We start from the raw sequence: 22,667 nt of genomic DNA, 5'->3' as shown, positions 1-22,667 counted from the left end.
ACACATGGTTATCCTTCCGGGGCTGACGAAATGAGGAGGACCGGTGTTCGAGTCGGTGTTGGTGGCAAATCGGGGAGAGATCGCCCGGCGCGTGATCCGGACCGTACGCGCCCTCGGGATCAAGGCGATCGCGGTCTACTCCGAGGCCGACTCCGATCTGCCCTACGTCTCCGAGGCCGACGAGGCGGTGCTCATCGGCCCGGCGCAGCCCGCCAAGAGCTACCTCGACGTCGACGCGGTGATGGAGGCGGCCCGGCGCACCCGGGCCCGCGCGATCCACCCCGGCTACGGGTTCCTGGCCGAGAACACCGGGTTCGCCCGGCGCGTGCTGGATGACGGGCTGGTCTGGATCGGCCCGCCGCCGGAGGCCATCGCCGCCATGGGCGACAAGATCAGCGCACGCAACCTCATGGAGCAGGCGGGCGTCCCGGTCGCGGCCGGCACCCGCGAGCCCGTCCCCGACGCCGACGCGGCCGCCGCCGCGGGCATCGGCTACCCGGTCATGGTCAAGGCGTCCGGTGGGGGCGGCGGCATCGGCATGAGCGTCGCCTACGACGAGGCCGGGTTGCGCAAGGCCTTCGACACGGCCCGCACCCGCGCCGAGCGCTTCTTCGGCAACCCCGACATCCTGCTCGAACGCTTCATCGAGCGCGCCCGGCACGTGGAGATCCAGATCCTCGGGCTCGCCGACGGCACGGTCGTGGCCCTGGGCGAGCGCGACTGCTCGGTCCAGCGCCGGCACCAGAAGGTCGTGGAGGAGACGCCGTCCACCGGCGTCGGCCCGGAGCTGCGCGCCCGCATGCTCGCTGCGGCCGTACGCGCCGGCGAGGCGGTCGGCTACCGCGGCGCCGGCACCGTCGAGTGCCTGGTCGACCCGGTCGCGCAGGAGTTCGTCTTCCTGGAGATGAACACCCGGCTGCAGGTCGAGCACCCGGTCACCGAGCTGGTCACCGGCATCGACCTGGTCGAGCAGCAACTGCTGATCGCGGCGGGCGAGCCGGTGACGTTCACCGCCGCCGAGCCGCGCGGGCACGCGATCGAGTTCCGCGTGTACGCCGAGGACCCCAAGCGCTTCCTGCCCAGCCCCGGCGACATCACGGTCTGGGAGGAGCCCTCCGGCGACGTGATCCGCGTCGACGCGGGCTACCAGGCCGGCAACAAGGTCACCCCGTTCTACGACCCGCTCCTGGCCAAGCTCTGCGTGTACGGCCCGGACCGGGCGCAGGCCCTCGCCACGGCGCGCGGCGCGGTCGAGGCGTTCCGGATCGAGGGGCTCAAGACGAATCTGCCGTTCTTCACCGAGCTGCTGGCCCATCCGGACTTCGTCTCGGGCGAGTACGACACCGGACTCGTGGACCGGATGCGCGCGTGATGGCCACCGGGCGGCAGAATTGGACCGACAACCGCGTCCGGCAAGCGCCGGCGTCTGACGGAAGGAGCCGCGTTGGCTGAGGTACGCGCGGAGATGGTGGCGAACGTCTGGAAGGTCGTCGTCGCCGAGGGCGACAAGGTCGAGGACGGCGACACGCTCGTCATCCTCGAGTCCATGAAGATGGAGATCCCGGTCCTGACCGAGGACTCCGGCACGGTCGTCGGCCTCAAGGTCGCCGAGGGCGACGTCATCCAGGAGGGCGACCTGATCGCCGTCATCGAGTAGGCGGTCGGGGGAAGCCTCAGCGAGGGGAGGCCGCCGTACGCGTGCCGTGCCTGGTGCAGTCGGCGGTCCAGCCGCCGGGCGTCACCTGGACGACCATCCGGCGCCGGCAATCGGGACAGTAGCGCGGCGGCTCCATCCGGCGTGCCGTACGGCAGCGGTCGTGGTCGCCGTCGGCCAGCGGGTCTCCGCAGTGGTCGCAGTAGGTCGCCGTCACGGGGCAGCAGCGTACTCCAGAGCCCCGGTGACCCGCTTACAGAGGCAGCGCGTACGTCAGGAGTTCGACGCCCGGCTGAGGCTGCCAGTCGCGCTCTGGCGTACGGACGAAGCCGAGCCGCCGGTAGATCCGGTGCGCGGCGTGCATCACGGGCTCGGTGGACAGGCGCAGAGTGACGCAGCCGTCCTCGCGGGCGCGGGCGATGCAGTAGCGCACCAGCGCCTCGCCCAGGCCCAGCCCGCGCGCTGCGGGTACGACGGCCAGCATCCGGAACTCCGCCTCGCCCGCTACGGTGAGCTGGGCCCAGGAGCTGTCGTGCGGGCAGTAGGTCACGGTGCCGATGGCCTCGCCGTCCTGGAGGGCGACGAGGAGTTCGGCCTCACGGGCGCGGGAGGCGGCGTCGCGCAGCCGGGCCATGTATCCGCTGTGCGGGCTGATGTATCCGCCCGCGACGTAGATGGCGGCGGTGAGGTCGCCGATCCGGCTGAGCTCGTCCGGGCGTGCGATCCGGATGTCCAGCCCGGGCGGCCACCGGTACGGAGGCTCTACCGGTTCGGACCGCGTCTCCTCGCTCACGGTCCGAGCCTAGAACACCACAAAGCGGGATCGGTCACCCGGTCCGTCGAGCCGGGTGACCGATCCGTACCGGCCCTGAGAGTCTGCCGTTACTCGGCGACGAGTTCCGGCAGGTCCCGTACGCCGGGGTCGTCGGCGTCGGCCAGGTAGTCGGCCGCGCGGGTCTCGTCCGTGCCGTCCGGCGCGTGGAACACCCGCAGGATCGCGGTCAGCACGAGCACGACCACCATGTTGAGGACGAAGGCCGTCAGCGCGATGTAGGCGGTGTGGTGCAGGAAGGGCACGTCGGCGGTGGACTGGGCGAAGTGCCGCTGCGCCGGCGAGTGCTGGTCGTAGGCGGTCAGCGTGCCGTACACCATGGCCACCGCCCACCCGGCGAGCAGCGCCCAGCGGTGGAACCAGCGCGTGTACAGCCCGAGGCCAAGCGAGGGGAAGGTCTGCACGATCCAGATGCCGCCGAGGAGCTGCAGGTTGATCGACAGCGTCTTGTCGAAGGCCAGGACGAAGACCAGCGCGCCGACCTTGACCAGTAGCGAGACGAGCCGGGCGACGCGCGTCTGCTCCGCGGGTGAGGCGTCCGGGCGGAAGAACTCCTTGTAGACGTTGCGCGTGAACAGGTTCGACGCGGCGATCGACATGATCGCCGCCGGGACGAGCGCGCCCACGCCGATGGCCGCGAAGGCCACGCCGGCGAACCAGCTCGGGAACACGTGGTCGAACAGCATCGGCACCGCGAGCTGGGGGTTCTTCGCCGCCTTGACCGCGCCGGCGACGTCCGGGCTGGCCAGCGCCATGTACCCGAGCAGGGCGAGCAGCCCCAGGAGCAGGGAGTACGCGGGGAGCAGCGCGGCGTTGCGCTTGATCACGTCGCGCCGCCCGGAGGCCAGCGCGCCGGTGACCGTGTGCGGGTAGATGAACAGCGCCAGCGCCGACCCGAGCGCGAGCGAGCCGTACGCCCAGTGCGTCATGTCGTTCGTGATCAGCGAGCCGCTCGGCTTGCCCGTCGCGGGGTTGGGCTTGGCCAGGCTCGCCTGGGCGCTGTCGAAGATGTGCCCCCAGCCGCCCAGCTTCGTCGGGATGTAGATCACCGCGACGATGATCACGAGGTAGATCAGCGCGTCCTTGACGAACGCGATCAGTGCCGGGGCCCGCAGGCCCGAGGTGTAGGTGTAGGCGGCCAGCAGCGCGAACGCGATGAGCAGCGGCAGGTCCTTGGCGAGCCCGGAGCCCTTCACGCCGATGACCGTGAGCACCGCCTGGATGCCGACGAGCTGCAGCGCGATGTAGGGCATCATCGCCAGGATCCCGGTGACGGCGACGGCCAGGCCGAGTGACTTGGAGCCGAACCGGCCCCGTACGAAGTCGGCCGTCGTGACGTAGCCGTGCACGTGCGACACCGACCACAGGCGCGGGCCGATCAGGAACACGATCGGATAGGCGATCGCCGCGTACGGCAGGGCCCAGAACCCGGTCGCGCCGCCGGCGAAGACCGCCGCGGGCACCGCGATGAAGGTGTACGCGGTGTAGAGGTCGCCGCCGAGCAGGAACCAGGTCGTGAACGTGCCGAAGCTGCGGCCGCCCAGCCCCCACTCGTCGAGGTGCATGAGCGTCTGCCCGCGCCGCCAGCGCGCCGCGGCGAAGCCCATCACCGTGACCAGTGCGAAGAAGACGATGAAGATGGTGAGCTCGACCGCGTTGACGTCGCTCATCACCTGCCTCCCCGGCGCGTGAGGAGGTAGGCGATGCCGATGAAGAGGGCGGTGAGGATCACCCAGACGAGCTGCCACCAGTAGAAGAAGGGAAAGCCGGCGAGCCGGGGCTTCACCCGTGCGTAGCTGGGGACGGCGAGGTAGACGGCGAACGGCGCGATCAGGAGGACCGCGACCACGACTCGTACGGCGGGGCTGGTCGAACGCGGATCAGGCATGTGATCAGGCATACGGAGGCCCTTTCGAAACATTGTTTCGCTGGGGGCCACTTTGAAGGCAGGCGGTTACGTTTCAGGCGCTCCAGATCACGAGTCGGTAACGGTCCTCAGTGGGCCAGCGCCGCGCAGTTCTGCTCGTCGGGCAGCAGCGGGCGCAGGGTGACGCGGTAGGTCCGCCCGTGGTAGCGCCACTCGGGCCGGTCCGCCAGGGCCTCGGCCTTGGCGACGTCGCCGCCCGTGAGCACCGTGCAGGTGCGGCCGCCGAGGGGGGTGCCGGCGGTCAGCGGCTTGAACGGCCACGGGGCCCCGGAACTCTCACCCGCCGAGGCGACGGCGAGCACGGCCAGCCGCTTGGGGTGGTACGGCTTGGGGGCGGCGCTCTGGTCGCCGCGAGGCCAGCCCGCGGGGTCGAGGCGCGGCAGGAACCGCACGGCCGCGTCGTCGGCGGGGCCGCCGCCCTGGATGACCCGCGTCGTACGGGCCCGGCCGCCGGTCACGAACGTGATGACCTTGTACATCGCGTCGGCGATGTTCGGGTTGTCGACCGTACGCGGAGTGGCGAGCCCGGCCTTGGACGCGTCGGCGACGAGCCGCCGGAGCGCCGGCGGCGTGAGGTGGTACTCCATCGGGTGCGTCCGGCCGGCGATCGCGCGCCCGTCGCCGTACAGCGAGAAGTCCGGCATGCTGCCGGGAGCGCCCAGGCCGGCGATGCCCCCAGAGGTCATCGTGCGCAGCACGAGCGCGTTCGCCGAGCCGAGGCTCGGGGACGTCGAGTCGTCGATCTGGGCCTGAGAGTCTCCGGCACACCCGGAGACGAGCAGCGCGACGCCGCCGAGAGCCGCCCCTACCGCCGTTCTCATCATGACCATCCTCTGTCCGGTAGTCCTCCGAACTCCGACGGTAGTGGGCGCCGGCCGGTTCTAGAGAGTTCGTGACAGTGCCTTGATGGGCATTTTCAACTCACCGAGCATCTCCAGGTCACTACCGGTGGAGCGGCCCAGCGTGGTGAGGTAGTTACCGACGATGATCGCGTTGATCCCGCCGAGCATGCCCGACTTGGTGCCGAGGTCGCCGAGCGTCAGCTCGCGACCGCCCGCGTACCTCAGGATCGTCCGGGGCAGCGCCAGCCGGAACGCCGCGATGGTCTTGAGCGCCTCCGCGCCCTCCACCAGGGGGTACTCGGCGAACGGCGTGCCGGGCCGGGGATTGAGGAAGTTGAGCGGCACCTCGTCGGGCTCCAGTTCACCGAGCTGCGCGGCGAACTCCGCCCGCTGCTCGACCGTCTCGCCCATGCCGACGATGCCGCCGCAGCACAGCTCCATGCCGGCCGCGCGCACCATCTCGCACGTCTCCCAGCGCTCATCCCACGTGTGGGTCGTCACGACGTTGTGGAAGTGGGACTTCGGCGCCTCGAGGTTGTGGTTGTAGCGGTGGACGCCCATCGCCGCGAGCTCGTCGACCTGCTTCTGCGTCAGCATGCCGAGCGAGCACGCGATGTTGATGTCCACCTCCTTGTTGATCGCCTCGACGCCGTCGCGCACCTGGCTCATCAGCCGCTCGTCCGGCCCGCGCACGGCGGCGACGATGCAGAACTCCGTCGCGCCCGTGGCGGCCGTCTCCTTCGCTGCGCGTACGAGAGAGGGGATGTCCAGCCACGCGGCGCGTACGGGCGACTCGAACTGGCCCGACTGGGAGCAGAAGTGACAGTCCTCCGGGCAGCCGCCGGTCTTGACCGAGATGATGCCCTCCACCTCGACCTCGGGCCCGCACCACTTCATGCGCACCTCGTGGGCGAGCGCGAGCAGTTCCTCCACCCGGTCGTCGGGAAGCGTCAGGCACTCGTAGACCTGGCCTTCCTTCAGGCCTTCACCCCGCTCGAGCACCTGGGCACGCGCGACGGAGAGAATGTCGGTGGTGTCTCTCACGGTTCTTCCTCTCGTGGGATGAGTTCCCCGTACGTCTGCGCACGGGTGTGACAATCCTCCCGGAACGAGGCCGGGTCGAAGGCTCCCCCAAGGTGCGGCGCGAGCCCGTCGCGGGCGGCGAGCAGGAACTCCGGCCCGTCGAGCGTTCCGGACCGCTCCCTGATCGCCCCTGACAGCGGCCGGGCCGCGATGGTCTCCAGGTCGCGGACGTCGCACAGGTCGTCCAGGCCGGGCCGGCGCGGCCACGAGCCGATGACGATCCCGGCCAGGTCGAGGCCGCGGCCGGCCATCGCCTCCAGCGTCAGCGCGGTGTGGTTCAGCGTGCCGAGCCCGGAGCGCACGGCGACGAGCACGGAGGCGCCGAGGTCGTGGGCCAGGTCGGCGAGGGTCGCGCCGTCGTCGTCGAACCGTACGAGCAGCCCGCCGGCGCCCTCGACGATGACGAGGTCCCGGTCGAGCGCCCTGACCTGCGCGGCGCACGTGCGCAGGTCGGGCGCGGGCAGCCCGGCCAGACGGGCGGCCGCGGCGGGGGCGAGGGCGGGGGAGTAGCGGGCGAACTCGTGCAGGTCCGTGACGCCGGCGAGCCGGCGCACCTCGTCCAGGTCACCGGGTATCCCGGGCCGCGCCCCCGTCTGCGCGGGCTTGACCACGGCGACGGAGGCCCCGCGCGTACGGGCCAGCGCCGCCACCGCCGCCGTGACGACGGTCTTCCCCACCCCGGTGTCGGTCCCGGTCACGACGATCACACTCACCCGCGTGACTCTAGCGACTGTTCATACCCCGCCTCATCGCGGACGCGTGCGGGCGGGGTCAGATCTCCCAGGGCTCCCATTCGTCGGTCGGGATCTCGGCCCCGAACGGCTCCGGCAGCTGGATCGTCTCTCCGAACTTCCACGCGGTCATGGTCTGGTACCTGCCCGTCTCCGGGTCGGGCTCGGTGTACAGGACCGACTGGGGAGCGCGAGGATCACGTTCGATGAGCAGGTAGTGGGCGATGCCGGTGGAGGCGTAGCCGCTCCACTTAGTGGAAACGGGCCGCAGATGGCCGGGCTCTCTGTCGTTCGAGGCGTTGGACCTCGATGTCACCTCGGCCACTAGGCCGACCTGGTCCGGCAGCAGATGCCGGGCGCGACTCTGCCGGACCTCCGCGGCGACGTCATTCGTGATGACCAGGAGATCGGGAACGTATCCGTCGCTGATCCGGACGAGATTGAGGTCCGTCGTCTGAACACGGCGCCGAGGGAACTCAGGGTTCACCACGCGCGCCTCCGTGAGGCGATTCTGGATGGCGCCGACAATGAGGTTGTGTTCCAACGTTGGTCCCGGCGACACGACGATCTCTCCTCCGGCGACCTCGACTCTGGTGCCGTCTTTCGGGAGGTGGAGATGGTCGGCGAGTTCGCCGCGGACTCGAACCGGTCGGGGATGTGAGCTACGGGGCTCCTGGTCGCGGCGCCGGCGGATGACGAACCCCTGCCGGCGTTCAGGCGTCCCAGGGCCGCCACTCGTCGGTGACGATCTCGAAGCCGAAAGGCTCCGGGAGCCGGATGGGCTCACCGAACGTCCACGACTCGAAGTGCAGGTAGGCGCCGGATTCGGGGTCCGGGTCGGAGTAGAGCACGGCCTGGACGCTGCGGGGCGCGCGGTCGATCAGGAGGTAGTACGGCACCTTCACCTGGGCGTACCCGTTCCACTTGGTGCCGGTGGAACGTCTCAGCACGGGCTGCCGGTCGTCGGCCGCGTTCGAGAGCGAGGTGACCTCCACGACCATCTCCACCTGCTCCGGAAGCAGATGCCGGGCGTGCGCGTCCCTCGCCTTGGCCGCGAGTTCCGCGTCCAGGACGATGAGGTCGGGGATGTAGCCGTCGCGGATGTCGCTCAGATTCAGGTCCATGGTGTGCACGCACCGCCACGGGAAGTCCGGCTCGGCTATCTCCACGGCGAAGAGGGCACGCTGGACGTCCTGCACGATCAAGTTGTGATCGTAGGTCGGCCCCGGCGACACGACCATCTCCCCACCGACGACCTCGACCCTGGTGCCGTCGTCGGGGAGGTGGAGATGGTCGGCGAGCTCGTCGCTCAACCACAGGTTGTACGGAGTGTCCGGAAGCGTGTGGTAGTGGGCCACGGCGCTCAGGTTCGGTGACTCCGCCCGCACGATCAGCTCCCGTTCGTCCTAGGAAACGTTTTCGCTCAGCGTACTCAGATCGGGCGATCCGGGCGGGGAGACGTCGTTACGGGGTCTCCTGCTGGCGGCGCAGGCGGGTGATGAACTTGTAGCGGTCGCCGCGGTAGAGCGACTGGGCCCACTCGACCGGTTCGCCGGCGAGGTCGAAGGCGTGCCGGGACAGCAGGAGGAGCGGCAGGCCGACGTCGACGCCCAGGAGCTGGGCGTCCTCCGGTGTGGCCAGCACGGTCTCGATGGTCTCCTCCGCCTCGGCCAGGTGCACGTCGTACGCCGTGGCGAGCGTCTCGTACAGCGACTTGTGGCGGGGCAGTTCCTTGCGCAGGCCCGGGAAGCGGCGGGCCGGCAGCAGCGACGTGTCGATCGACATCGGCTCGCCGTCGGCCAGCCGGAGGCGGTGTATGCGCAGCGCGCGGCCGCCGGGGCGGATGGCGAGCAGGGTCGCGAGTTGTTCGTCGGCGGTGACGTAGCCGATGTCGAGTATGCGCGTCTCGGGGCTCAGCCCGTGGTGCCGCATGTCCTCGGTGTAGCTGACGAGCTGCAGCTCCTGGGCGACCTTCGGCTTGGCGACGAACGTGCCCTTGCCCTGGATGCGTTGCAGGCGTCCCTCGATCACCAACTCCGCCAGGGCCTGCCGGACCGTGGTCCTCGACGTCCCGTACTTTTCCGCCAGGCTGCGCTCAGGGGGCAGTGGGCTCCCCGGAGCCAGCGCCTCCGTCAGCTCGACGAGGTGCTTCTTCAACCGGTAGTACTTTGGAACGCGAGGTTCCACCCCCAGCTCCGGTGCTCGCTCAGCCGTCACACGCTCTCCTCACGTTCACCGCCGCGTCGCTTCGGCGTTACGAGCAGCGTACGGGCCGATCTGCTCTCTGACACCAGCCAAGGCTCTGGTGACCGCTGTGAGTTCTGCCTCCCCGAGGGTCGCGCGGGCCGTGAGACGCAGGCACGCGCGGCCGTGCGGGACCGACGGCGGCCGGAAGCAGCCCACGCGTACCCCGTGTCCGGCGCAGATCTCCGCGGCGCGTACGGCCTCGGACGGGCCGCCGATGACGACCGGCACCACCGCGGCCGCCGGCGACGTCGTCTCCAGGCCGAGGGCATCGGCGGCCGCGGCGAGGCGGCGTGCGCGGTCGCGGGCGCGCTCGGCCAGGCCGGGCTCCGCGGCGAGGACGCCGAGGGCGGCGAGCGCCGCGCCGGCCGGCGCCGGCGCGAGGCCGGTGTCGAAGACGAAGGAGCGCGCGGTGTCGACGAGGGTCTCGACGACCTCCGGCGCGCCCAGCACGGCGCCGCCCTGGGAGCCGAGCGACTTCGACAGGGTGACGGTCAGGATCACGTCGCGCTCGCCGGCGAGACCCGCCGCGTACGCCGCGCCCCGCCCGCCGGGGCCCACGACGCCGAGCGCGTGCGCCTCGTCGATCACGAGCAGCGCGCCCCGGCGGCGTACGACCTCGTGGAGTTCGCGGAGCGGGGCGAGGTCGCCGTCGACGGAGAAGACCGCGTCGGTGACCACGACCGCGTCGCGCGCGCCGTCGAGCGCGGCGTCCACCGCGGCGATGTCGCGGTGCGGCGTGACGACGACCGGGCAGCGGGCGAGGCGGCAGCCGTCGATGAGCGAGGCGTGGTTGCCGCGGTCGGAGACGACCAGGCCCGGCCGCAGCGCGGTCAGCGCGCCGAGGTTGGCGAGGTAGCCGGAGGAGAACACCAGCGCGGACGGCGCCCCGGTGAAGGCCGCGAGCCGGTCCTCCAGCGCGGCGTGCAGCTCGGTGGTGCCGGTGACGAGCCGCGAGCCGGTCGACCCGGTGCCCCACGTGCGTACGGCCTCGATCGCGCCCTCGGCCAGCCGCGGGTCGCGCGAGAGCCCGAGGTAGTCGTTGGAGGCCAGGTCGAGCGGCTCGTCGTCAGGGGTACGAGGTCGCAGGGTGCGGCGCAGCCCGGCGGCCGTACGCTCACGGGTCGCGGCCGTCAGCCGGTCGAGAGGATCCACGCGCCGAATCATGCCAGTACCACCTGCGATGATGCAGTCGTGCCCACGTTGAGCGACTTGATCAAGAAGCACACCGACCTCGCCACCGAGGATCTCGAGTGGATCCACTCGCTGGTGTCGGACTGGCAGCTTCTCGCCGATCTGTCCTTCGCCGACCTCGTGCTCTGGGTCCCCAAGAGCTCCAGTCACCAGGTCGCGCCCGGCGAGGTGGACGGGTGGGTGGCGGTGGCTCAGATACGCCCGACCACGGGCCCGACGGCGTACCCGAAGGATCTCGTGGGCGTCGTCGCCGGCCGCGGCCGCCGCAACCTGGTCGACATCGCCTACCGCGAGGGCCGCATCGTCCGCGAGGGCGACCCGGAGTGGGGCAGCGGCATCCCTGTACGCGAGGAGTCCATTCCCGTACGCCGCGGCAAGCACATCCTCGGGGTCATCCAGCGCAGCACCAACCTCAGCTCGGCGCGCACCCCGAGCCGGCTGGAGCTGACCTACCTCCAGAGCGCCAGCGACCTGGCGAAGATGATCAATGACGGGCGGTTCCCGTTCCCCGAGCAGGAGCCCAACCTCGCCCGGTCCCCGCGCGTCGGCGACGGCCTGCTGCGCGTCGACCGGGAGGGCCGGGTGTTGTACGCCAGCCCGAACGCCCAGTCCGCCTACCGCCGTCTCGGCCTGGCGACCGACCTGGCCGGCACGCAGCTGAGCGACACGACCGCCCGCCTGAACACCGCGCCGGTCGACGACTCCCTGGCCATGGTCGCCGGAGGCCGCGCGGCCCGCGAGACCGAGATCGAGGCCAACGGCGCGGTCGTACAGCTCCGCGCCATCCCGCTGATCGTCGACAACCACCGTACGGGCGCGCTCGTGCTGCTGCGCGACGTCACGGAGCTGCGGTGGCGCGACCGGGAGCTGATGACCAAGGACGCGACGATCCGCGAGATCCACCACCGGGTGAAGAACAACCTGCAGACGGTCGCCGCGCTGCTGCGCCTGCAGGCCCGCCGGCTGCAGGTGCCGGAGGGCCGCGCCGCGCTGGAGGAGGCCGTACGCCGCGTGGGCTCGATCGCGATCGTGCACGAGACGCTCTCGCACACGCCCGAGGAGCTGATCGACTTCGACGACATCGCGGACCGCGTGATGGCGATGGCGGGGGAGGTGTCGGCCCCGGAGACGCGCGTACGGCCGAAGCGGATCGGCGGTTTCGGGATCCTCCCGGCGGCGATCGCGACGCCGCTCGCCATGGTCTTGACCGAGCTGCTGCAGAACGCCCTCGAACACGGGCTGACCGACAACTCCGGGCTGCTGGAGGTCGTGGTGTCGTGCACCGCCGAGCGCCTCGGCGTGGTGGTGGCCGACAACGGGAAGGGCCTGCCGGAGGGGTTCGACGTGGAGTCGGCGGCGAGCCTGGGCCTGCAGATCGTCCGCACGCTGATCGTCGGTGAGCTGGGCGGGGTCCTCGAGCTCCGCCGCAGGGAGGGCGGGGGTACGGAGGTCAGGCTGGACATCCCGCTCGACCAGATCCCGAGGACCCCACCCGGCTGAGGCGTGGGACCGTGCCGGTGGGGGAAGTTATGGTCGGGGAGCCGTCGGCCGGGGGAGGCGACAGATCACCAGCGTGACCATGCGCCCTGCGGCGTCTGTCCCGGCGAGAGTTTCCGCGGCGACCCGGGGAACCCGCGGGGCAGAGCGGGCGTCGTGTCAAGCGGTGTTGCCGGCGAGGTTCACCTGCGCGAAAGTGGCGCGTCTCCTCACGCGGGGGGCATGGGGAAGCGAAACGCCCGTGGACGAGTCCACGGGCGCTCAGGGCGGGCAGGGCCGCGGGTCCAATCCGGAGGCGCGGTGCCCGGGTGAGAAGAGGCGGTTCAGGCGTGCGCACGAGCGCGAGCGCGGGCGCGGCGGCGCTTCAGGGCGCGACGCTCGTCCTCGCTCAGGGCGCCCCAGACGCCGGCGTCCTGGCCGGAACCGAGGGCCCACTGGAGGCACGACTCGGTCACCGGGCAGCGACGGCAGACCTGCTTGGCCTCTTCGATCTGTACGAGCGCGGGGCCGGTATTGCCGATCGGGAAGAACAGCTCGGGGTCCTCGTCACGGCAGGCAGCGCGGTGGCGCCAGTCCATGCGGTCCACTCCTTCGTCAAGCGTGAAGCGATGACTCCACTTGTGAACGGTTTCACGATGTTGGGCACAACCGGGTGCTGTGCGGCATGGCCCCGGGATGTATTTGCGGCGCGCTAGTGGCGTTTTCCCACGTCTGGCGCCTCTTTAGAGATTCGCAGGGCACCCCTGGAGGCGCAAGGCCTTTGAGAAAGTTTTCTCAAAGTATGGCTGTCGGATGTGTCACACAGAGGAAACACTCCGATCACACGCGTCCTAAATCACTACACGCACAGCTTTCGGTACTGAACGGAACGTGACGAACTCTCGCTGCCCCAGGTAGTCACCGTCCACCTGGAACGCGATGGGGCGCCGGGAGCGCAGGGTGAACTCCGGAAGATCGTGCACCCCCAGGACATGGCTCCCGCGCGGCATCCGGCTGAACGGCGGGACGATCTGCGCCAGCACCCCGAGCGTGGACAGCAGGTCGAACCTCCGCAGCCCGAACAGGTCCAGCCCCGTCGCGAAGCTCGCCCGCGGGCTCGGGTCGATCGGCCACCGCCCGGCGTACGTCCACGGCGCCGTGTTGGAGACGATCCCGAGGAAGATGTGGCCCAGCGGCGGCTTGCCCGGCGCCTCCAGCGTGAGCGCCGGCCGGCGGCGGTCCGTCATCACGAAGTACTGTCGCACCGCCGTACGCGCGTAGAGCGTGGAGTACGCGCGCGAGCCCTTCTGGCGGAGCTGCTCGACCGCGTGCACGACCTCGGCGTCGAGGCCCAGCCCGGCGCAGAACGTGAAATAACGCGACCCGGCCTGGCCGAGACTCACCGTACGGCTGCGGCCCGCGCGCAGCGCCTCCAGGACCTGCCCCGCGGCGTCGAGCGGGTTGTTCTGCATGCCGAGAGCGCGCGCGAACACGTTCGCGCTGCCCGTGGGCACGACCGCGAGCGCCGGCAGGTCCGGGGAGGGGCCGTCGGCGAGCAGGCCGTTGACCGCCTCGTTGACCGTGCCGTCGCCGCCGAGCGCGATCACCACGTCATATCCCTCGCCGACCGCCTGCGCGGCCAGCTCGGTGGCGTGGCCACGCCGCTGGGTCTCGGCCAGTTCGAGACGGACCTCGCCGGCGAACGCGCGCATCAGCACGTCACGGGCTCGCCGGGACGTGGTCGTCGCCTTGGGGTTGGCGATGAGAAGTGCACGCACGTGCAAAAGGGTAGCTTCCACCGCGCTTGCCCCGACCGCGCACCCTCGGCGACCGGTCCCCGATGATCCGGATAGTGTTCGGGGCTGTGTCCACTCGTCCCGTCACCTTGAGCGCAGCGGCGGCCATCGAGGCCGTCGAAGGGATCGCCGTGCTGGCCGTCGGCCTGTACGTCGGCGTCGAGGCGATCGTCGGCAGTCCCGACGATCTGATCAGCGCCATCGTGCTCGCCCTCATGGCGGTCGCGGCCGGAGCCGGCATCGTCGCCGTCGGCCGCGGGCTGTGGCAGGTGAAGCGCTGGGGGCGCGCGCCCGCCCTGCTCACGCAGATCTTCGCGGTGATCGCGGCGATCTCGATGATCCAGAGCGGCCGGCAGACCGTAGGGGTGGTCCTCATCGTGATCGCCCTCGCCGCGGCGGCGAGCCTGCTGAGCCCGCCGTCGACGCGGGCCATCGATGAGGGAGAGGCCGAGGAGGACGAAGACTGAACGTGCCCTGCGGACCGCAGGCGGTCCACAGGGCACCTGGTGAAGCTCAGTCGTCGGCGGTGAGCCCGTCGCGGAGCTGGGCGAGAGTACGCGCGAGCAGCCGGGAGACGTGCATCTGTGAGATGCCGAGCTCGGCGGCGATCTGCGACTGCGTCATGTTGCCGAAGAACCGCAGCAACAGGATGCGCTTCTCCCTTGCGGGCAGCTTTTCCAGCAGTGGCTTGAGCGACTCGCGGTATTCGACGCCTTCGAGGGCGTCGTCGATGATGCCGAGGGAGTCGGCGACCGCGGGTGCGTCCTCGTCGCCTGAGTCGGGGGCGTCGAGTGAGACCGTGGAGTAGGCGTTGGCCGACTCCAGACCCTCGAGCACCTCCTCCTCGCTCATCTGCAGGTGCTGGGCCAGCTCGCTGACGGTCGGCGCGCGGCCCTCACGCTGGGCGAGGTCGCTGATCGCCTTGGTCAGCGAGAGCTTCAGCTCCTGCAGGCGCCGGGGTACGCGGACCGCCCAGCCCTTGTCACGGAAGTGCCGCTTGATCTCGCCGACGATGGTCGGCGTGGCATAGGTGGAGAACTCCACCCCGCGCTCCAGGTCGAAGCGGTCGATCGACTTGATCAGGCCGATCGTCGCCACCTGGATCAGGTCGTCGAGCCACTCGCCGCGGTTGCGGAACCGGCGCGCGAGGTATTCGACGAGCGGGAGGTGCAGCTCGACGAGCTGGTCGCGGATGCGCTGCCGCTCCGCGTCGCCCTCGGGAAGCGAGGCGAGGCGCTCGAACAGCAGGCGCGCCCGCGCCCGGTCCGGCACGCCGTGCTCGTTGCCCGCCACTGTGGTCTTCTCTGTCACGAGAGCACCTCGCCTCGTACGGCGGAGTGTGACCGGCCTGGCCAGGCCGTACGGTGCTGTGCTGAGTCGGCTGTGATCACGTTGTCTGCCCGCGTCGCTTCTGCAGGACGATGGTCACCCGGTCGTCGGCGCCGACCTCCGCGTCGACGTCACCGGCGAGTGAGCTCAGCACCGTCCACGCGAACGTGTCGCGGCTCGGTTGCCGCCCGTCGACGGTGAGAACCGACACCCCGATGCTCATGGCGTCGTCGGTCAGCTCGAACTCACATGTCAGGTCGGTGCCCGGCACCGCCTGGGCGAGCAGCATGGCACAGGCCTCGTCGATCGCGATGCGCAGGTCCTCGATCTCGTCGAGATTGAAGTCGAGGCGCGCCGCGAGCCCGGCCGTCGCCGTGCGCAGCACGGACAGATAGGCACTGTCGGCCGGCAGCCGCACGGTCACCACGTCGCGGACATCAGAAAGACTGGCCGGCATGGCTGCGGTTTCCTCGGTCACGTCACTCCCTAGTTGGGGCTAGCCGCTTCCTTGAAACTACCGCTTACGCACACCTACTCGCGCGTCCGGCGCGCCTGCTTATGCCCAAGGGATCTTTCCACTGCCCGGTGAGGGCCGGGAGGCTCGCCCCGCTATGGGCGGATGGCCGATGGACCGGCGGAATCGCCGGGTTCTCCGGCCGCCGGAAAGTCGCGAAAAGCGGCGAGGGCCGCGTCCGCCGGCGATGCGCGGACACGGCCCTCGGCACGGGAGAACTCAGCCGTTCTTGGTCTCCCAGAAGATCTTGCTGATCTCGTCGATCTTGGCCAGCAGCTCGTCGGCCTTGGCCACGTCGACGCCGCCCTTGGTGCCACCGGCGCCGGCGAGCTTGGTCGCCTCGTTGAACAGCTGGTGGAGCTGGGGGTACTTCTCGAAGTGCGGGGGCTTGAAGTAGTCGGTCCACAGCACCCACAGGTGGTGCTTGACCAGCTCGGACCGCTGCTCCTTGATGATCAGCGCGCGCGCGCGGAAGACCGGGTCCTCGTTGGCCGCGTACTTCTCGGCGATCGCCTTGACGGACTCGGCCTCGATCCGGGCCTGCGCCGGGTCGTAGATGCCGCAGGGGAGGTCACAGTGTGCGGACACCGTGGTCTTGGGGCGCAGAAATCGTGCAAGCACCTGCGTGTCCTTCCTTTGTCTCTCGTGGATCATGCTCCGAATATCAGACACTACTCCTGGCCCCATACCCCTGAGCGGAGAGGTTCATCATGTTGCGCGCGGTCGAAGTGACGGGTGAGTCGATGCTGCCCGCGCTGCGGCCCGGCGACTGGCTGCTCGTACGGCCCGGCGCCCGGGTCGTGCCCGGCAGCGTCGTCGTGGCGCGGCATCCGCGGTCGGCGGACACCCTGATCGTGAAGCGCGCCGGGCACCGCGACGCCGCCGGATGGTGGCTGGAGAGCGACAACCAGGGCGCCGCGGGCCGGCAGGACAGCTGGGACTTCGGCGCGGTACCGGACGATCTGATCGTCGGGCGTGTCGTCCTGCGCTACTGGCCGAGGCCCTCGCTGAGACTCGGGCCGTAGGGCCCGTCCCGGCCGCCGGCACGCGAAAGGCGGCCGCCCCGGGGGGACGACCGCCTCTCGCGGCGCTCAGAGCACCTTGGACAGGAAGTCCTGCGTACGCCGGTGCTTCGGGTCCGACAGCACCTCGCGGGGCGCGCCCTGCTCGACGATCACGCCGCCGTCCATGAAGACGAGCGAGTCGCCCACCTCGCGGGCGAAGCCCATCTCATGGGTCACGACGACCATGGTCATGCCGTCCAGCGCGAGCTGCCGCATGACGTCGAGCACGTCCCCGACGAGTTCGGGGTCCAGCGCGCTCGTCGGCTCGTCGAACAGCATGAGCTTCGGCTCCATCGCCAGCGCCCGCGCGATCGCGACACGCTGCTGCTGGCCGCCCGAGAGCTGGGACGGGTAGCCGGAGATCTTGTCCGCCAACCCGACCTGCTCCAGCAGTGCCGTCGCCCGCTCGCGTACGGCCGCCTTGGACTCGCCCCTGACCTGGACCGGCGCCTCCATGACGTTCTCCAGCGCCGTCATGTGCGGGAACAGGTTGAAGCGCTGGAAGACCATGCCGATGTCCCGGCGCTGCGCCGCGACCTCGCTCTCGCGCATCTCGTGCAGCTTCTCGCCGCGCTGGCGGTAGCCGACGAGATGGCCGTCCACCCAGAGCCGCCCGGAGTCGATCTTCTCCAGGTGGTTGATGCACCGGAGGAAGGTCGACTTGCCGGACCCGGACGGGCCGATGACGCACATCACCTCGCCGGACTCGACCTCCAGGTCGATGCCGGCGAGGACGTGCAGACGGCCGTAGAACTTGTGGATCCCCTCGGCCTTGACCATCGGCCCGGCCGACGCGGTCGGCTCGCTCACGACGCCCCCCTCTCCGGCACCTGCGGCCGTACGTGGAACGTCGTCAGGTTGCGCCGCAGCCGCTGCAACGGCGTGGGCGGCAGCGCCCGCGACGATCCACGGCCGAAGCGGCGCTCCATGTAGTACTGGCCGATCGACAGGACCGAGGTGACGATGATGTACCAGACGCTGACGACGATCAGCAGCGGGATCGTCTTGTAGTTGGCGTTGAAGATGTCCTCGCCGGCCTTCAGCAGTTCGGTGAAGGCCACCGTGGACGCCAGGGACGTGGTCTTCAGCATCGAGATGGTCTCGTTGCCGGTCGGCGGGATGATCACGCGCATCGCCTGCGGGAGCACGATCCGCCGCATGATCTTCAGCCGCCGCATGCCCAGGGCCTGCGACGCCTCGGTCTGACCCTCGTCGACCGACATGATGCCGGCCCGCACGATCTCGGACATGTACGCCGCCTCGTTCAGGCCGAGGCCCAGGATGGCCGCGATGAACGTGGTCACCAGGCTGTTGACGTCCCAGGTGATGAACGTCGGGCCGAACGGGATGCCGAGCGAGATGTCGCCGAACAGCGCCTTGATGTTGAACCAGAAGATCAGCTGCACGAGTACGGGCGTACCGCGGAAGAACCAGATGTAGAGCCACGCGGCCGATGACAGCAGTGGGTTGGCCGACAGCCGCATCAGCGCGAGGGCCACGCCGCCGATGATGCCGATGGCCATCGCGATCACGGTCAGCTCGAGCGTGGCGACGAGACCCTTGAGGATCTGCTTCTCGGTGAAGAACTTCGCGAACGTCGACCAGTCCAGGTTCGGATTGGTGAACAGCATGTGGATGAGCATGGCGGCGAGGACCAGCACGATCGCGCCGCTGACCCATCTGCCCGGGTGCCGGACCGGCACGGCCTTGATCGTCTCAGGCCGTACCGGTTCCGCCGTGTCAGTGTCGGTCACGGTTCCTAGCCAGCCGCTCCGTTGACCTTGGGGTCGGTGATGCCACCATCGGAGACGCCCCACTTGTCGGTCAGCTGCTTGTACGTGCCGTCCGTGATCAGGTCCTTGATCGCCTTCTGGATCCCGTCACGCAGCTCATTCTCGTTCTTGGGGATCGCGATGCCGTACGGCGCGGTGTCGTAGGCCTTGCCCGCGATCTCGAACTTGCCGCCGGACTCCTTGGCCGCGTACGCGGCGACGGGGGAGTCGGCGAGCACCGCCTCGGCGCGGCCGTTGCCGAGCGCGAGGTTGGCGGCGTTCTGGTCGTCGAGGGAGACCTTCACCGGGGCGGCCTTGCCACCCTGCTTGCACTTTTCCACGCGGGCGCCGGCGTCGGGCTTGGTGCTCGACTTCGGCGTCAGCTCGTCCTCCTGCGTGGTGCCCTTCTCGACGGCGATCTTCTTGCCGCACAGAGACAGGTCGTCCGGCGAGAGCTTGAGCGGGTTGCCCGTCTTCACCATCAGGCCGGTGCCCGCGGAGAAGTAGGTCACGAAGTCGAAGCTCTGCTCCCGCTCCTTGTTGTCGGTGAAGGAGGAGAGGCTGATGTCGTACTTCTTGCTCTGCAGCGCGGGCAGGATGTTGTCGAACTTCACGTCCTGGAAGCTCGCCGTCACGCCCAGCTTCTTGGCGATCGCCGTGCCGAGGTCGATGTCGAACCCGACGATCTGGCCGTTCTGCTTGAACTCGTTGGGTGCGTACGACGCATCCGTGGCAATGACGAGCTTGCCGTTCTTCTTGATCGTGTCGAGGGCGCTCTTCTTGCCCGGTGTGGTCGTCTTGGCGTTACACGCGGACAGCGCGAGGGCGCCTGCGATGACTGTGATGCCCACCACGATGCCGTGGCGGTGCAGAGGACCGGTGTGCACGGCGTCCTCCTCTAGAGGTCGGGGGATGCCCCCCGATGATTGTCAGGTTGATTGGGGGACATCCTGGCGTAACCCCGCCTCAAGTGGGATTACCGGCGTGAAACAATCATGCAACGGCTAATCCGCAGCGTTGATCTTCGTCTCCGGCACCGCGCCCGAGGTGAGGCCCCACCGCTCGGTCAGCTTCTTGTACGTGCCCTCGGACATGAGGGCCTTCATCGCCTTGAAGACCGAGTCCCGCAGATCAGCCTCGCGCTTGGGTATCGCGACGCCGTACAGCGCGGTGGCGTAGGGCATCCCGGAGCACTGGATCCGGCCGCCCGACTGCTTCGCCCCGTAGACCGCCGAGGGCGAGTCGGTGAGCGAGGCGTCCGCCTCACCCTTCGCGAGGGCCTGGCCGGCCGCGTCCTGGTCGTCATAGGACAGCCGGATGGGGGCCGGTTTGTCGGCGCTGCGGCAGGCGTCGATGCGCGTGCCGGCGTCCGGCCTCGTCACGTCCTTGCGGGAGAGCTCCTCCTCCTGTGTGGTGCCCTTCTCGACGGCGATCTTCTTGCCGCACAGGGACAGGCCGTCGGGCCGCAGGTGGCGCGGGTTGCCCTTCGGCACCATCAGCATCGTGCCCGCGGACAGGTAGGTGACGAAGTCGAACCGGCTCTCGCGCTCGCGGGTGTCGCTGAAGGAGGAAAGGCTGATGTCGTACTTGCCCTCCTCCAGTGCCTGAAGAATCGTGTCGAACTTCACATCCTGGAACTCCGCCTTGAGGCCGAGCTTCTGGGCGATCGCCGTTCCGAGGTCGATGTCGAAGCCGACGATCTGGTCGCCCTGCTTGAACTCGTTGGGCGGATAAAGAGCGTCTGTAGCGATGATGATCTTGCCTGCCCGGTGGATGCGTCCGAGTGCCCCGGTGGTGCCGGTATCCCGGCAGGCGGCGAGGGCGGAGGTTCCGAGCAGCGTGAGGAGCGCCGCCGCGATCATGCGGCGAGCGAGGGGACGGGGGCGCAGAGCGTCCTCCTATGAGGCGGAGGTTTTCGGGCGTGCGAAGAAGGGCTTAGTCCACATCTGTGACGGTGGTCGACTAAGCGGGTCAACAATGGCATAAACCCTTTACGGCCGTGACCGAATGGCGCGGTACGCGCCCGGCCACCCCGGTGGTACGGTCCCCCGCCTGGGATCTGCCGGAGGATGTGGTTCAATCGGTGAACGGGTGACCCCCGTACTCCGAGAGACGTCCACGTCGCCCGTTGACCCAGGGATGACGAGGCCGTTTGCCCGTTTTTGTCACGAATACCAGGGGTCGCTGTGGCTGCCAAGCCTGATCAACCGACTGAACATGACTACGACAACGATCCGGCGTTCGCGCTGCACCGTGGAGGCAAGCTCGAGGTTCGCTCGACCGTTCCGGTGAACAACGCCGACGATCTCTCCCTCGCCTACACACCGGGCGTCGCCCGTGTCTGCATGGCGATCGCCGAAGAACCCGAGCTCGTCAACGACTACACCTGGGTCTCCAAGGTGGTCGCGGTCGTGACCGACGGCACCGCCGTACTCGGACTGGGCGACATCGGGCCGGCCGCCGCCATGCCCGTCATGGAGGGCAAGTCCCTCCTCTTCAAGCAGTTCGGCGGCGTGGACTCCGTGCCGATCTGCCTCGACTGCACGGACGCCGACGACCTCGTCGAGACCGTCATCCGGCTGGCGCCGAGCTTCGGCGGCATCAACCTCGAGGACATCAGCGCACCGCGCTGCTTCGAGATCGAGGACCGCCTGCGGGCCGCGCTCGACATCCCGGTCTTCCACGACGACCAGCACGGCACCGCGATCGTGGTCCTCGCCGCGCTGCGCAACGCCGCCCGCCTCACCGGCAAGGCACTGTCGGAGATGCGCGGCGTGGTGGCCGGCGCCGGCGCCTCGGGCGTCGCCGTCTCCCGCATCCTGCTGGAGGCGGGCATCGGCGACATCGCGGTCTCCGACAGCAAGGGCCTCATCTACGACGGCCGCGATGGGCTGAACCCCATCAAGCAGGCCCTGGCGCGCGACAGCAACCGGTCGCAGCTCAAGGGGTCGACCGAGGACGCCCTGGTCGGTGCCGACGTGTTCATCGGCCTGTCCGGCGGCACCATCCGCGAGGACAGCCTGGACGTCATGGCCGACGACGCCATTGTCTTCGCGCTGTCCAACCCCGACCCGGAGATCCACCCCGAGATCGCGCGGCGGCACGCCCGCGTGGTCGCCACCGGCCGCAGTGACTTCCCCAACCAGATCAACAACGTCCTGGCCTTCCCCGGAGTCTTCCGCGGCGCCCTGGACGTCCGCGCCCACACGATCACGGAGGGCATGAAGCTCGCCGCGGCCACGGCGCTGGCCGACGTGGTCGCCGACGACCTGTCGGAGGACTACGTCATCCCGAGCCCGTTCGACGAGCGCGTCGCCCCGGCCGTCACGGCGGCGGTCGCCGCCCAGGCCCGCGCCGAAGGCGTCGCCCGCCTCTGAGTCGCATAGGACACGGCCCGTACTCCGGTTCGAGAGTACGGGCCGTGTTCTCTGTGTAACCGGTTGTGATCGTTGACATTTTTATGTCACGCTGCCAACACTGAAGGCATGCGGAGGACGACAGTGCGAATAGATGACCAACTACTGGCGGACGCCAAGGCGCTCGCGGCCCAGCAGCATCGCAGCCTCAACTCCGTCATCGAGGACGCGCTGCGGCAGTTGCTCCGCGGCGCGGAGGCACACGAGCCGGAGCCGGTGACGTTCCCGGTCTACGGTGGAAGTGGCCCCGCGCGGCCGGACCTCAACCTGAACGATCCGAGGGTCCTGAAAGAGCTCATGTACGCCGAGGAAGACGCGTTCTATCGCAGGCAGGCCGGCGATGAGGCTCGTTGACGTCAACATCTTCGTCTACGCGCATCGTCCGGAGATGGCGGACCACGACCGCTACCGCTCGTGGCTGTTCAGCGAGATCGAGGGTCCGGCGCCGTTCGCGGTGTCCGAGCTCGCACTCAGCGGCTTCGTGCGGGTGGTGACCAATCCACGGATCTACCAGGACCCGACCCCGATCGAGGACGCGGTGACCGCCGCGTCCGCCATCCGTGACCGTTCCAACTGCGTGCGGCTCACGCCGGGCACCCGCAACTGGCCGATCTTCACGAAGCTGTGCGGCGAGGTCAAAGCCAGGGGGGACACGGTCGCGGACGCCTACCACGCCGCGCTCGCCATCGAACACGGATGTGAGTTCATCACGGCTGACAAGGGCTTCGCCCGGTTCCCCGGACTGCGCTGGCGGCATCCCCTGAGGTAGGACCGGGGGAGCGGGCCGAGGGGC

General features: G+C 69.6%; 28 protein-coding genes. 8 read left to right on the top strand and 20 right to left on the bottom strand.

Features of this window, described 5'->3' with window-relative positions; genetic code table 11:
- Positions 1–43 precede the first annotated feature (43 nt).
- On the top strand, positions 44–1,372 hold the full coding sequence (locus tag QWU11_RS30900) for a biotin carboxylase N-terminal domain-containing protein (RefSeq protein WP_290117986.1): 1,329 nt from the start codon (positions 44–46) through the stop codon (positions 1,370–1,372).
- 72 nt (positions 1,373–1,444) lie between these two features.
- On the top strand, positions 1,445–1,657 hold the full coding sequence (locus QWU11_RS30895) for a biotin/lipoyl-binding carrier protein (protein ID WP_290117985.1): 213 nt from the start codon (positions 1,445–1,447) through the stop codon (positions 1,655–1,657).
- A 16-nt stretch (positions 1,658–1,673) separates the two neighbouring features.
- Here the strand turns inward: QWU11_RS30895 and QWU11_RS30890 are convergent, their stop codons facing one another.
- From QWU11_RS30890 to QWU11_RS30840, 11 genes are all read right to left on the bottom strand, one after another.
- Positions 1,674–1,871, bottom strand: a complete 198-nt coding sequence (locus QWU11_RS30890) for a hypothetical protein (RefSeq protein ID WP_290117984.1) — start codon at positions 1,869–1,871, stop codon at positions 1,674–1,676.
- A 36-nt stretch (positions 1,872–1,907) separates the two neighbouring features.
- Complete coding sequence (locus QWU11_RS30885) at positions 1,908–2,447, bottom strand: GNAT family N-acetyltransferase (RefSeq protein ID WP_290117983.1); 540 nt, start codon at positions 2,445–2,447, stop codon at positions 1,908–1,910.
- An 89-nt stretch (positions 2,448–2,536) separates the two neighbouring features.
- Positions 2,537–4,156, bottom strand: a complete 1,620-nt coding sequence (gene mctP, locus QWU11_RS30880; RefSeq protein WP_290117982.1) for a monocarboxylate uptake permease MctP — start codon at positions 4,154–4,156, stop codon at positions 2,537–2,539.
- Positions 4,156–4,374 carry a DUF3311 domain-containing protein gene (locus tag QWU11_RS30875; protein WP_290117981.1) on the bottom strand — a complete coding sequence of 73 codons (219 nt, stop codon included), beginning with the start codon at positions 4,372–4,374 and terminating at the stop codon, positions 4,156–4,158. Before QWU11_RS30875 ends, mctP begins: the two co-directional genes overlap by 1 nt.
- A gap of 107 nt (positions 4,375–4,481) precedes the next feature.
- Positions 4,482–5,234 carry a hypothetical protein gene (locus QWU11_RS30870; RefSeq protein ID WP_290117980.1) on the bottom strand — a complete coding sequence of 251 codons (753 nt, stop codon included), beginning with the start codon at positions 5,232–5,234 and terminating at the stop codon, positions 4,482–4,484.
- A 60-nt stretch (positions 5,235–5,294) separates the two neighbouring features.
- Complete coding sequence (gene bioB, locus QWU11_RS30865; RefSeq protein ID WP_290117979.1) at positions 5,295–6,299, bottom strand: biotin synthase BioB; 1,005 nt, start codon at positions 6,297–6,299, stop codon at positions 5,295–5,297.
- Positions 6,296–7,051, bottom strand: coding sequence for a dethiobiotin synthase (bioD, locus tag QWU11_RS30860; RefSeq protein ID WP_290117978.1), 756 nt, complete (start codon positions 7,049–7,051; stop codon positions 6,296–6,298). The genes bioB and bioD overlap by 4 nt, the downstream gene beginning before the upstream one ends.
- 58 nt (positions 7,052–7,109) lie before the next feature.
- Positions 7,110–7,856 carry a Uma2 family endonuclease gene (locus QWU11_RS30855; protein ID WP_290117977.1) on the bottom strand — a complete coding sequence of 249 codons (747 nt, stop codon included), beginning with the start codon at positions 7,854–7,856 and terminating at the stop codon, positions 7,110–7,112.
- Complete coding sequence (locus QWU11_RS30850; protein ID WP_290117976.1) at positions 7,783–8,457, bottom strand: Uma2 family endonuclease; 675 nt, start codon at positions 8,455–8,457, stop codon at positions 7,783–7,785. The genes QWU11_RS30855 and QWU11_RS30850 overlap by 74 nt, the downstream gene beginning before the upstream one ends.
- 76 nt (positions 8,458–8,533) lie before the next feature.
- Positions 8,534–9,286: a GntR family transcriptional regulator gene (locus tag QWU11_RS30845; RefSeq protein ID WP_290117975.1), complete on the bottom strand. Its 753-nt coding sequence runs from the start codon at positions 9,284–9,286 to the stop codon at positions 8,534–8,536.
- Positions 9,287–9,301: 15 nt separating this feature from the next.
- Entirely contained in the window at positions 9,302–10,468 is a 1,167-nt protein-coding gene (locus QWU11_RS30840) for an 8-amino-7-oxononanoate synthase (protein WP_354670919.1), read from the bottom strand.
- A gap of 39 nt (positions 10,469–10,507) precedes the next feature.
- On the opposite strand from QWU11_RS30840, the gene QWU11_RS30835 reads away from it, so the two are divergent.
- Positions 10,508–12,007 (top strand): PAS domain-containing sensor histidine kinase, encoded by a 1,500-nt coding sequence (locus tag QWU11_RS30835; protein WP_290117973.1) that lies wholly within the window; start codon positions 10,508–10,510, stop codon positions 12,005–12,007.
- A gap of 320 nt (positions 12,008–12,327) precedes the next feature.
- Here the strand turns inward: QWU11_RS30835 and QWU11_RS30830 are convergent, their stop codons facing one another.
- The gene (locus QWU11_RS30830; protein WP_290117972.1) at positions 12,328–12,582 is read right to left on the bottom strand and encodes a WhiB family transcriptional regulator; all 255 of its coding nucleotides are present in this window, start codon (positions 12,580–12,582) and stop codon (positions 12,328–12,330) included.
- Between the two features lie 252 nt (positions 12,583–12,834).
- Entirely contained in the window at positions 12,835–13,761 is a 927-nt protein-coding gene (locus QWU11_RS30825) for a diacylglycerol kinase family protein (RefSeq protein WP_290117971.1), read from the bottom strand.
- An 86-nt stretch (positions 13,762–13,847) separates the two neighbouring features.
- Between QWU11_RS30825 and QWU11_RS30820 the strand changes: the two genes are divergently transcribed.
- Positions 13,848–14,246 (top strand): hypothetical protein, encoded by a 399-nt coding sequence (locus QWU11_RS30820; RefSeq protein ID WP_290117970.1) that lies wholly within the window; start codon positions 13,848–13,850, stop codon positions 14,244–14,246.
- A gap of 46 nt (positions 14,247–14,292) precedes the next feature.
- Here the strand turns inward: QWU11_RS30820 and QWU11_RS30815 are convergent, their stop codons facing one another.
- The 3 genes from QWU11_RS30815 to sodN form a co-directional block, all read right to left on the bottom strand.
- Entirely contained in the window at positions 14,293–15,051 is a 759-nt protein-coding gene (locus QWU11_RS30815; protein ID WP_290118008.1) for an RNA polymerase sigma factor SigF, read from the bottom strand.
- 115 nt (positions 15,052–15,166) lie between these two features.
- A complete protein-coding gene (locus QWU11_RS30810; protein WP_285618314.1) occupies positions 15,167–15,586 on the bottom strand; it encodes an anti-sigma factor in 420 nt (139 codons plus the stop codon).
- Positions 15,587–15,841: 255 nt separating this feature from the next.
- Positions 15,842–16,243, bottom strand: a complete 402-nt coding sequence (sodN, locus tag QWU11_RS30805; RefSeq protein ID WP_290117969.1) for a superoxide dismutase, Ni — start codon at positions 16,241–16,243, stop codon at positions 15,842–15,844.
- Between the two features lie 89 nt (positions 16,244–16,332).
- On the opposite strand from sodN, the gene sodX reads away from it, so the two are divergent.
- Positions 16,333–16,647 (top strand): nickel-type superoxide dismutase maturation protease, encoded by a 315-nt coding sequence (gene sodX / locus QWU11_RS30800; protein WP_290117968.1) that lies wholly within the window; start codon positions 16,333–16,335, stop codon positions 16,645–16,647.
- 66 nt (positions 16,648–16,713) lie between these two features.
- On the opposite strand, the gene QWU11_RS30795 is transcribed toward sodX, so the two are convergent.
- From QWU11_RS30795 to QWU11_RS30780, 4 genes are all read right to left on the bottom strand, one after another.
- Positions 16,714–17,466 (bottom strand): amino acid ABC transporter ATP-binding protein, encoded by a 753-nt coding sequence (locus QWU11_RS30795; RefSeq protein WP_290118007.1) that lies wholly within the window; start codon positions 17,464–17,466, stop codon positions 16,714–16,716.
- A gap of 26 nt (positions 17,467–17,492) precedes the next feature.
- Positions 17,493–18,440, bottom strand: a complete 948-nt coding sequence (locus QWU11_RS30790; protein ID WP_290117967.1) for an amino acid ABC transporter permease — start codon at positions 18,438–18,440, stop codon at positions 17,493–17,495.
- A 5-nt stretch (positions 18,441–18,445) separates the two neighbouring features.
- A complete protein-coding gene (locus QWU11_RS30785) occupies positions 18,446–19,345 on the bottom strand; it encodes an ABC transporter substrate-binding protein (protein WP_290117966.1) in 900 nt (299 codons plus the stop codon).
- A gap of 117 nt (positions 19,346–19,462) precedes the next feature.
- Complete coding sequence (locus tag QWU11_RS30780; protein ID WP_290117965.1) at positions 19,463–20,320, bottom strand: ABC transporter substrate-binding protein; 858 nt, start codon at positions 20,318–20,320, stop codon at positions 19,463–19,465.
- A gap of 324 nt (positions 20,321–20,644) precedes the next feature.
- Here QWU11_RS30780 and QWU11_RS30775 point away from each other — a divergent pair, with 324 nt between their 5' ends.
- The 3 genes from QWU11_RS30775 (at position 20,645) to QWU11_RS30765 (ending at position 22,643) form a co-directional block, all read left to right on the top strand.
- A complete protein-coding gene (locus QWU11_RS30775) occupies positions 20,645–21,835 on the top strand; it encodes an NADP-dependent malic enzyme (protein ID WP_290117964.1) in 1,191 nt (396 codons plus the stop codon).
- A gap of 108 nt (positions 21,836–21,943) precedes the next feature.
- The gene (locus QWU11_RS30770; protein WP_290117963.1) at positions 21,944–22,228 is read left to right on the top strand and encodes a ribbon-helix-helix protein, CopG family; all 285 of its coding nucleotides are present in this window, start codon (positions 21,944–21,946) and stop codon (positions 22,226–22,228) included.
- The gene (locus QWU11_RS30765) at positions 22,215–22,643 is read left to right on the top strand and encodes a type II toxin-antitoxin system VapC family toxin (RefSeq protein WP_290117962.1); all 429 of its coding nucleotides are present in this window, start codon (positions 22,215–22,217) and stop codon (positions 22,641–22,643) included. Before QWU11_RS30770 ends, QWU11_RS30765 begins: the two co-directional genes overlap by 14 nt.
- Positions 22,644–22,667 lie beyond the last annotated feature (24 nt).

The organism is Actinomadura sp. DC4 (genome assembly GCF_030406325.1).
Taxonomy (GTDB): Bacteria; Actinomycetota; Actinomycetes; order Streptosporangiales; family Streptosporangiaceae; genus Actinoallomurus.
The sequence above is the reverse complement of the archived record's forward strand: the minus strand, read 5'-3'. Positions and strand labels throughout refer to the sequence as shown.

Coding starts and splice junctions, on each gene's coding strand:
- mctP (WP_290117982.1), bottom strand. CDS start 4,156: ATGAGCGACGTCAACGCGGTCGAGCTCACCATCTTCATCGTCTTCTTC.
- QWU11_RS30875 (WP_290117981.1), bottom strand. CDS start 4,374: ATGCCTGATCCGCGTTCGACCAGCCCCGCCGTACGAGTCGTGGTCGCG.
- QWU11_RS30870 (WP_290117980.1), bottom strand. CDS start 5,234: ATGAGAACGGCGGTAGGGGCGGCTCTCGGCGGCGTCGCGCTGCTCGTC.
- QWU11_RS30830 (WP_290117972.1), bottom strand. CDS start 12,582: ATGGACTGGCGCCACCGCGCTGCCTGCCGTGACGAGGACCCCGAGCTG.
- sodX (WP_290117968.1), top strand. CDS start 16,333: ATGTTGCGCGCGGTCGAAGTGACGGGTGAGTCGATGCTGCCCGCGCTG.
- QWU11_RS30795 (WP_290118007.1), bottom strand. CDS start 17,466: ATGGTCAAGGCCGAGGGGATCCACAAGTTCTACGGCCGTCTGCACGTC.
- QWU11_RS30780 (WP_290117965.1), bottom strand. CDS start 20,320: ATGATCGCGGCGGCGCTCCTCACGCTGCTCGGAACCTCCGCCCTCGCC.
- QWU11_RS30770 (WP_290117963.1), top strand. CDS start 21,944: ATGCGGAGGACGACAGTGCGAATAGATGACCAACTACTGGCGGACGCC.
- QWU11_RS30765 (WP_290117962.1), top strand. CDS start 22,215: ATGAGGCTCGTTGACGTCAACATCTTCGTCTACGCGCATCGTCCGGAG.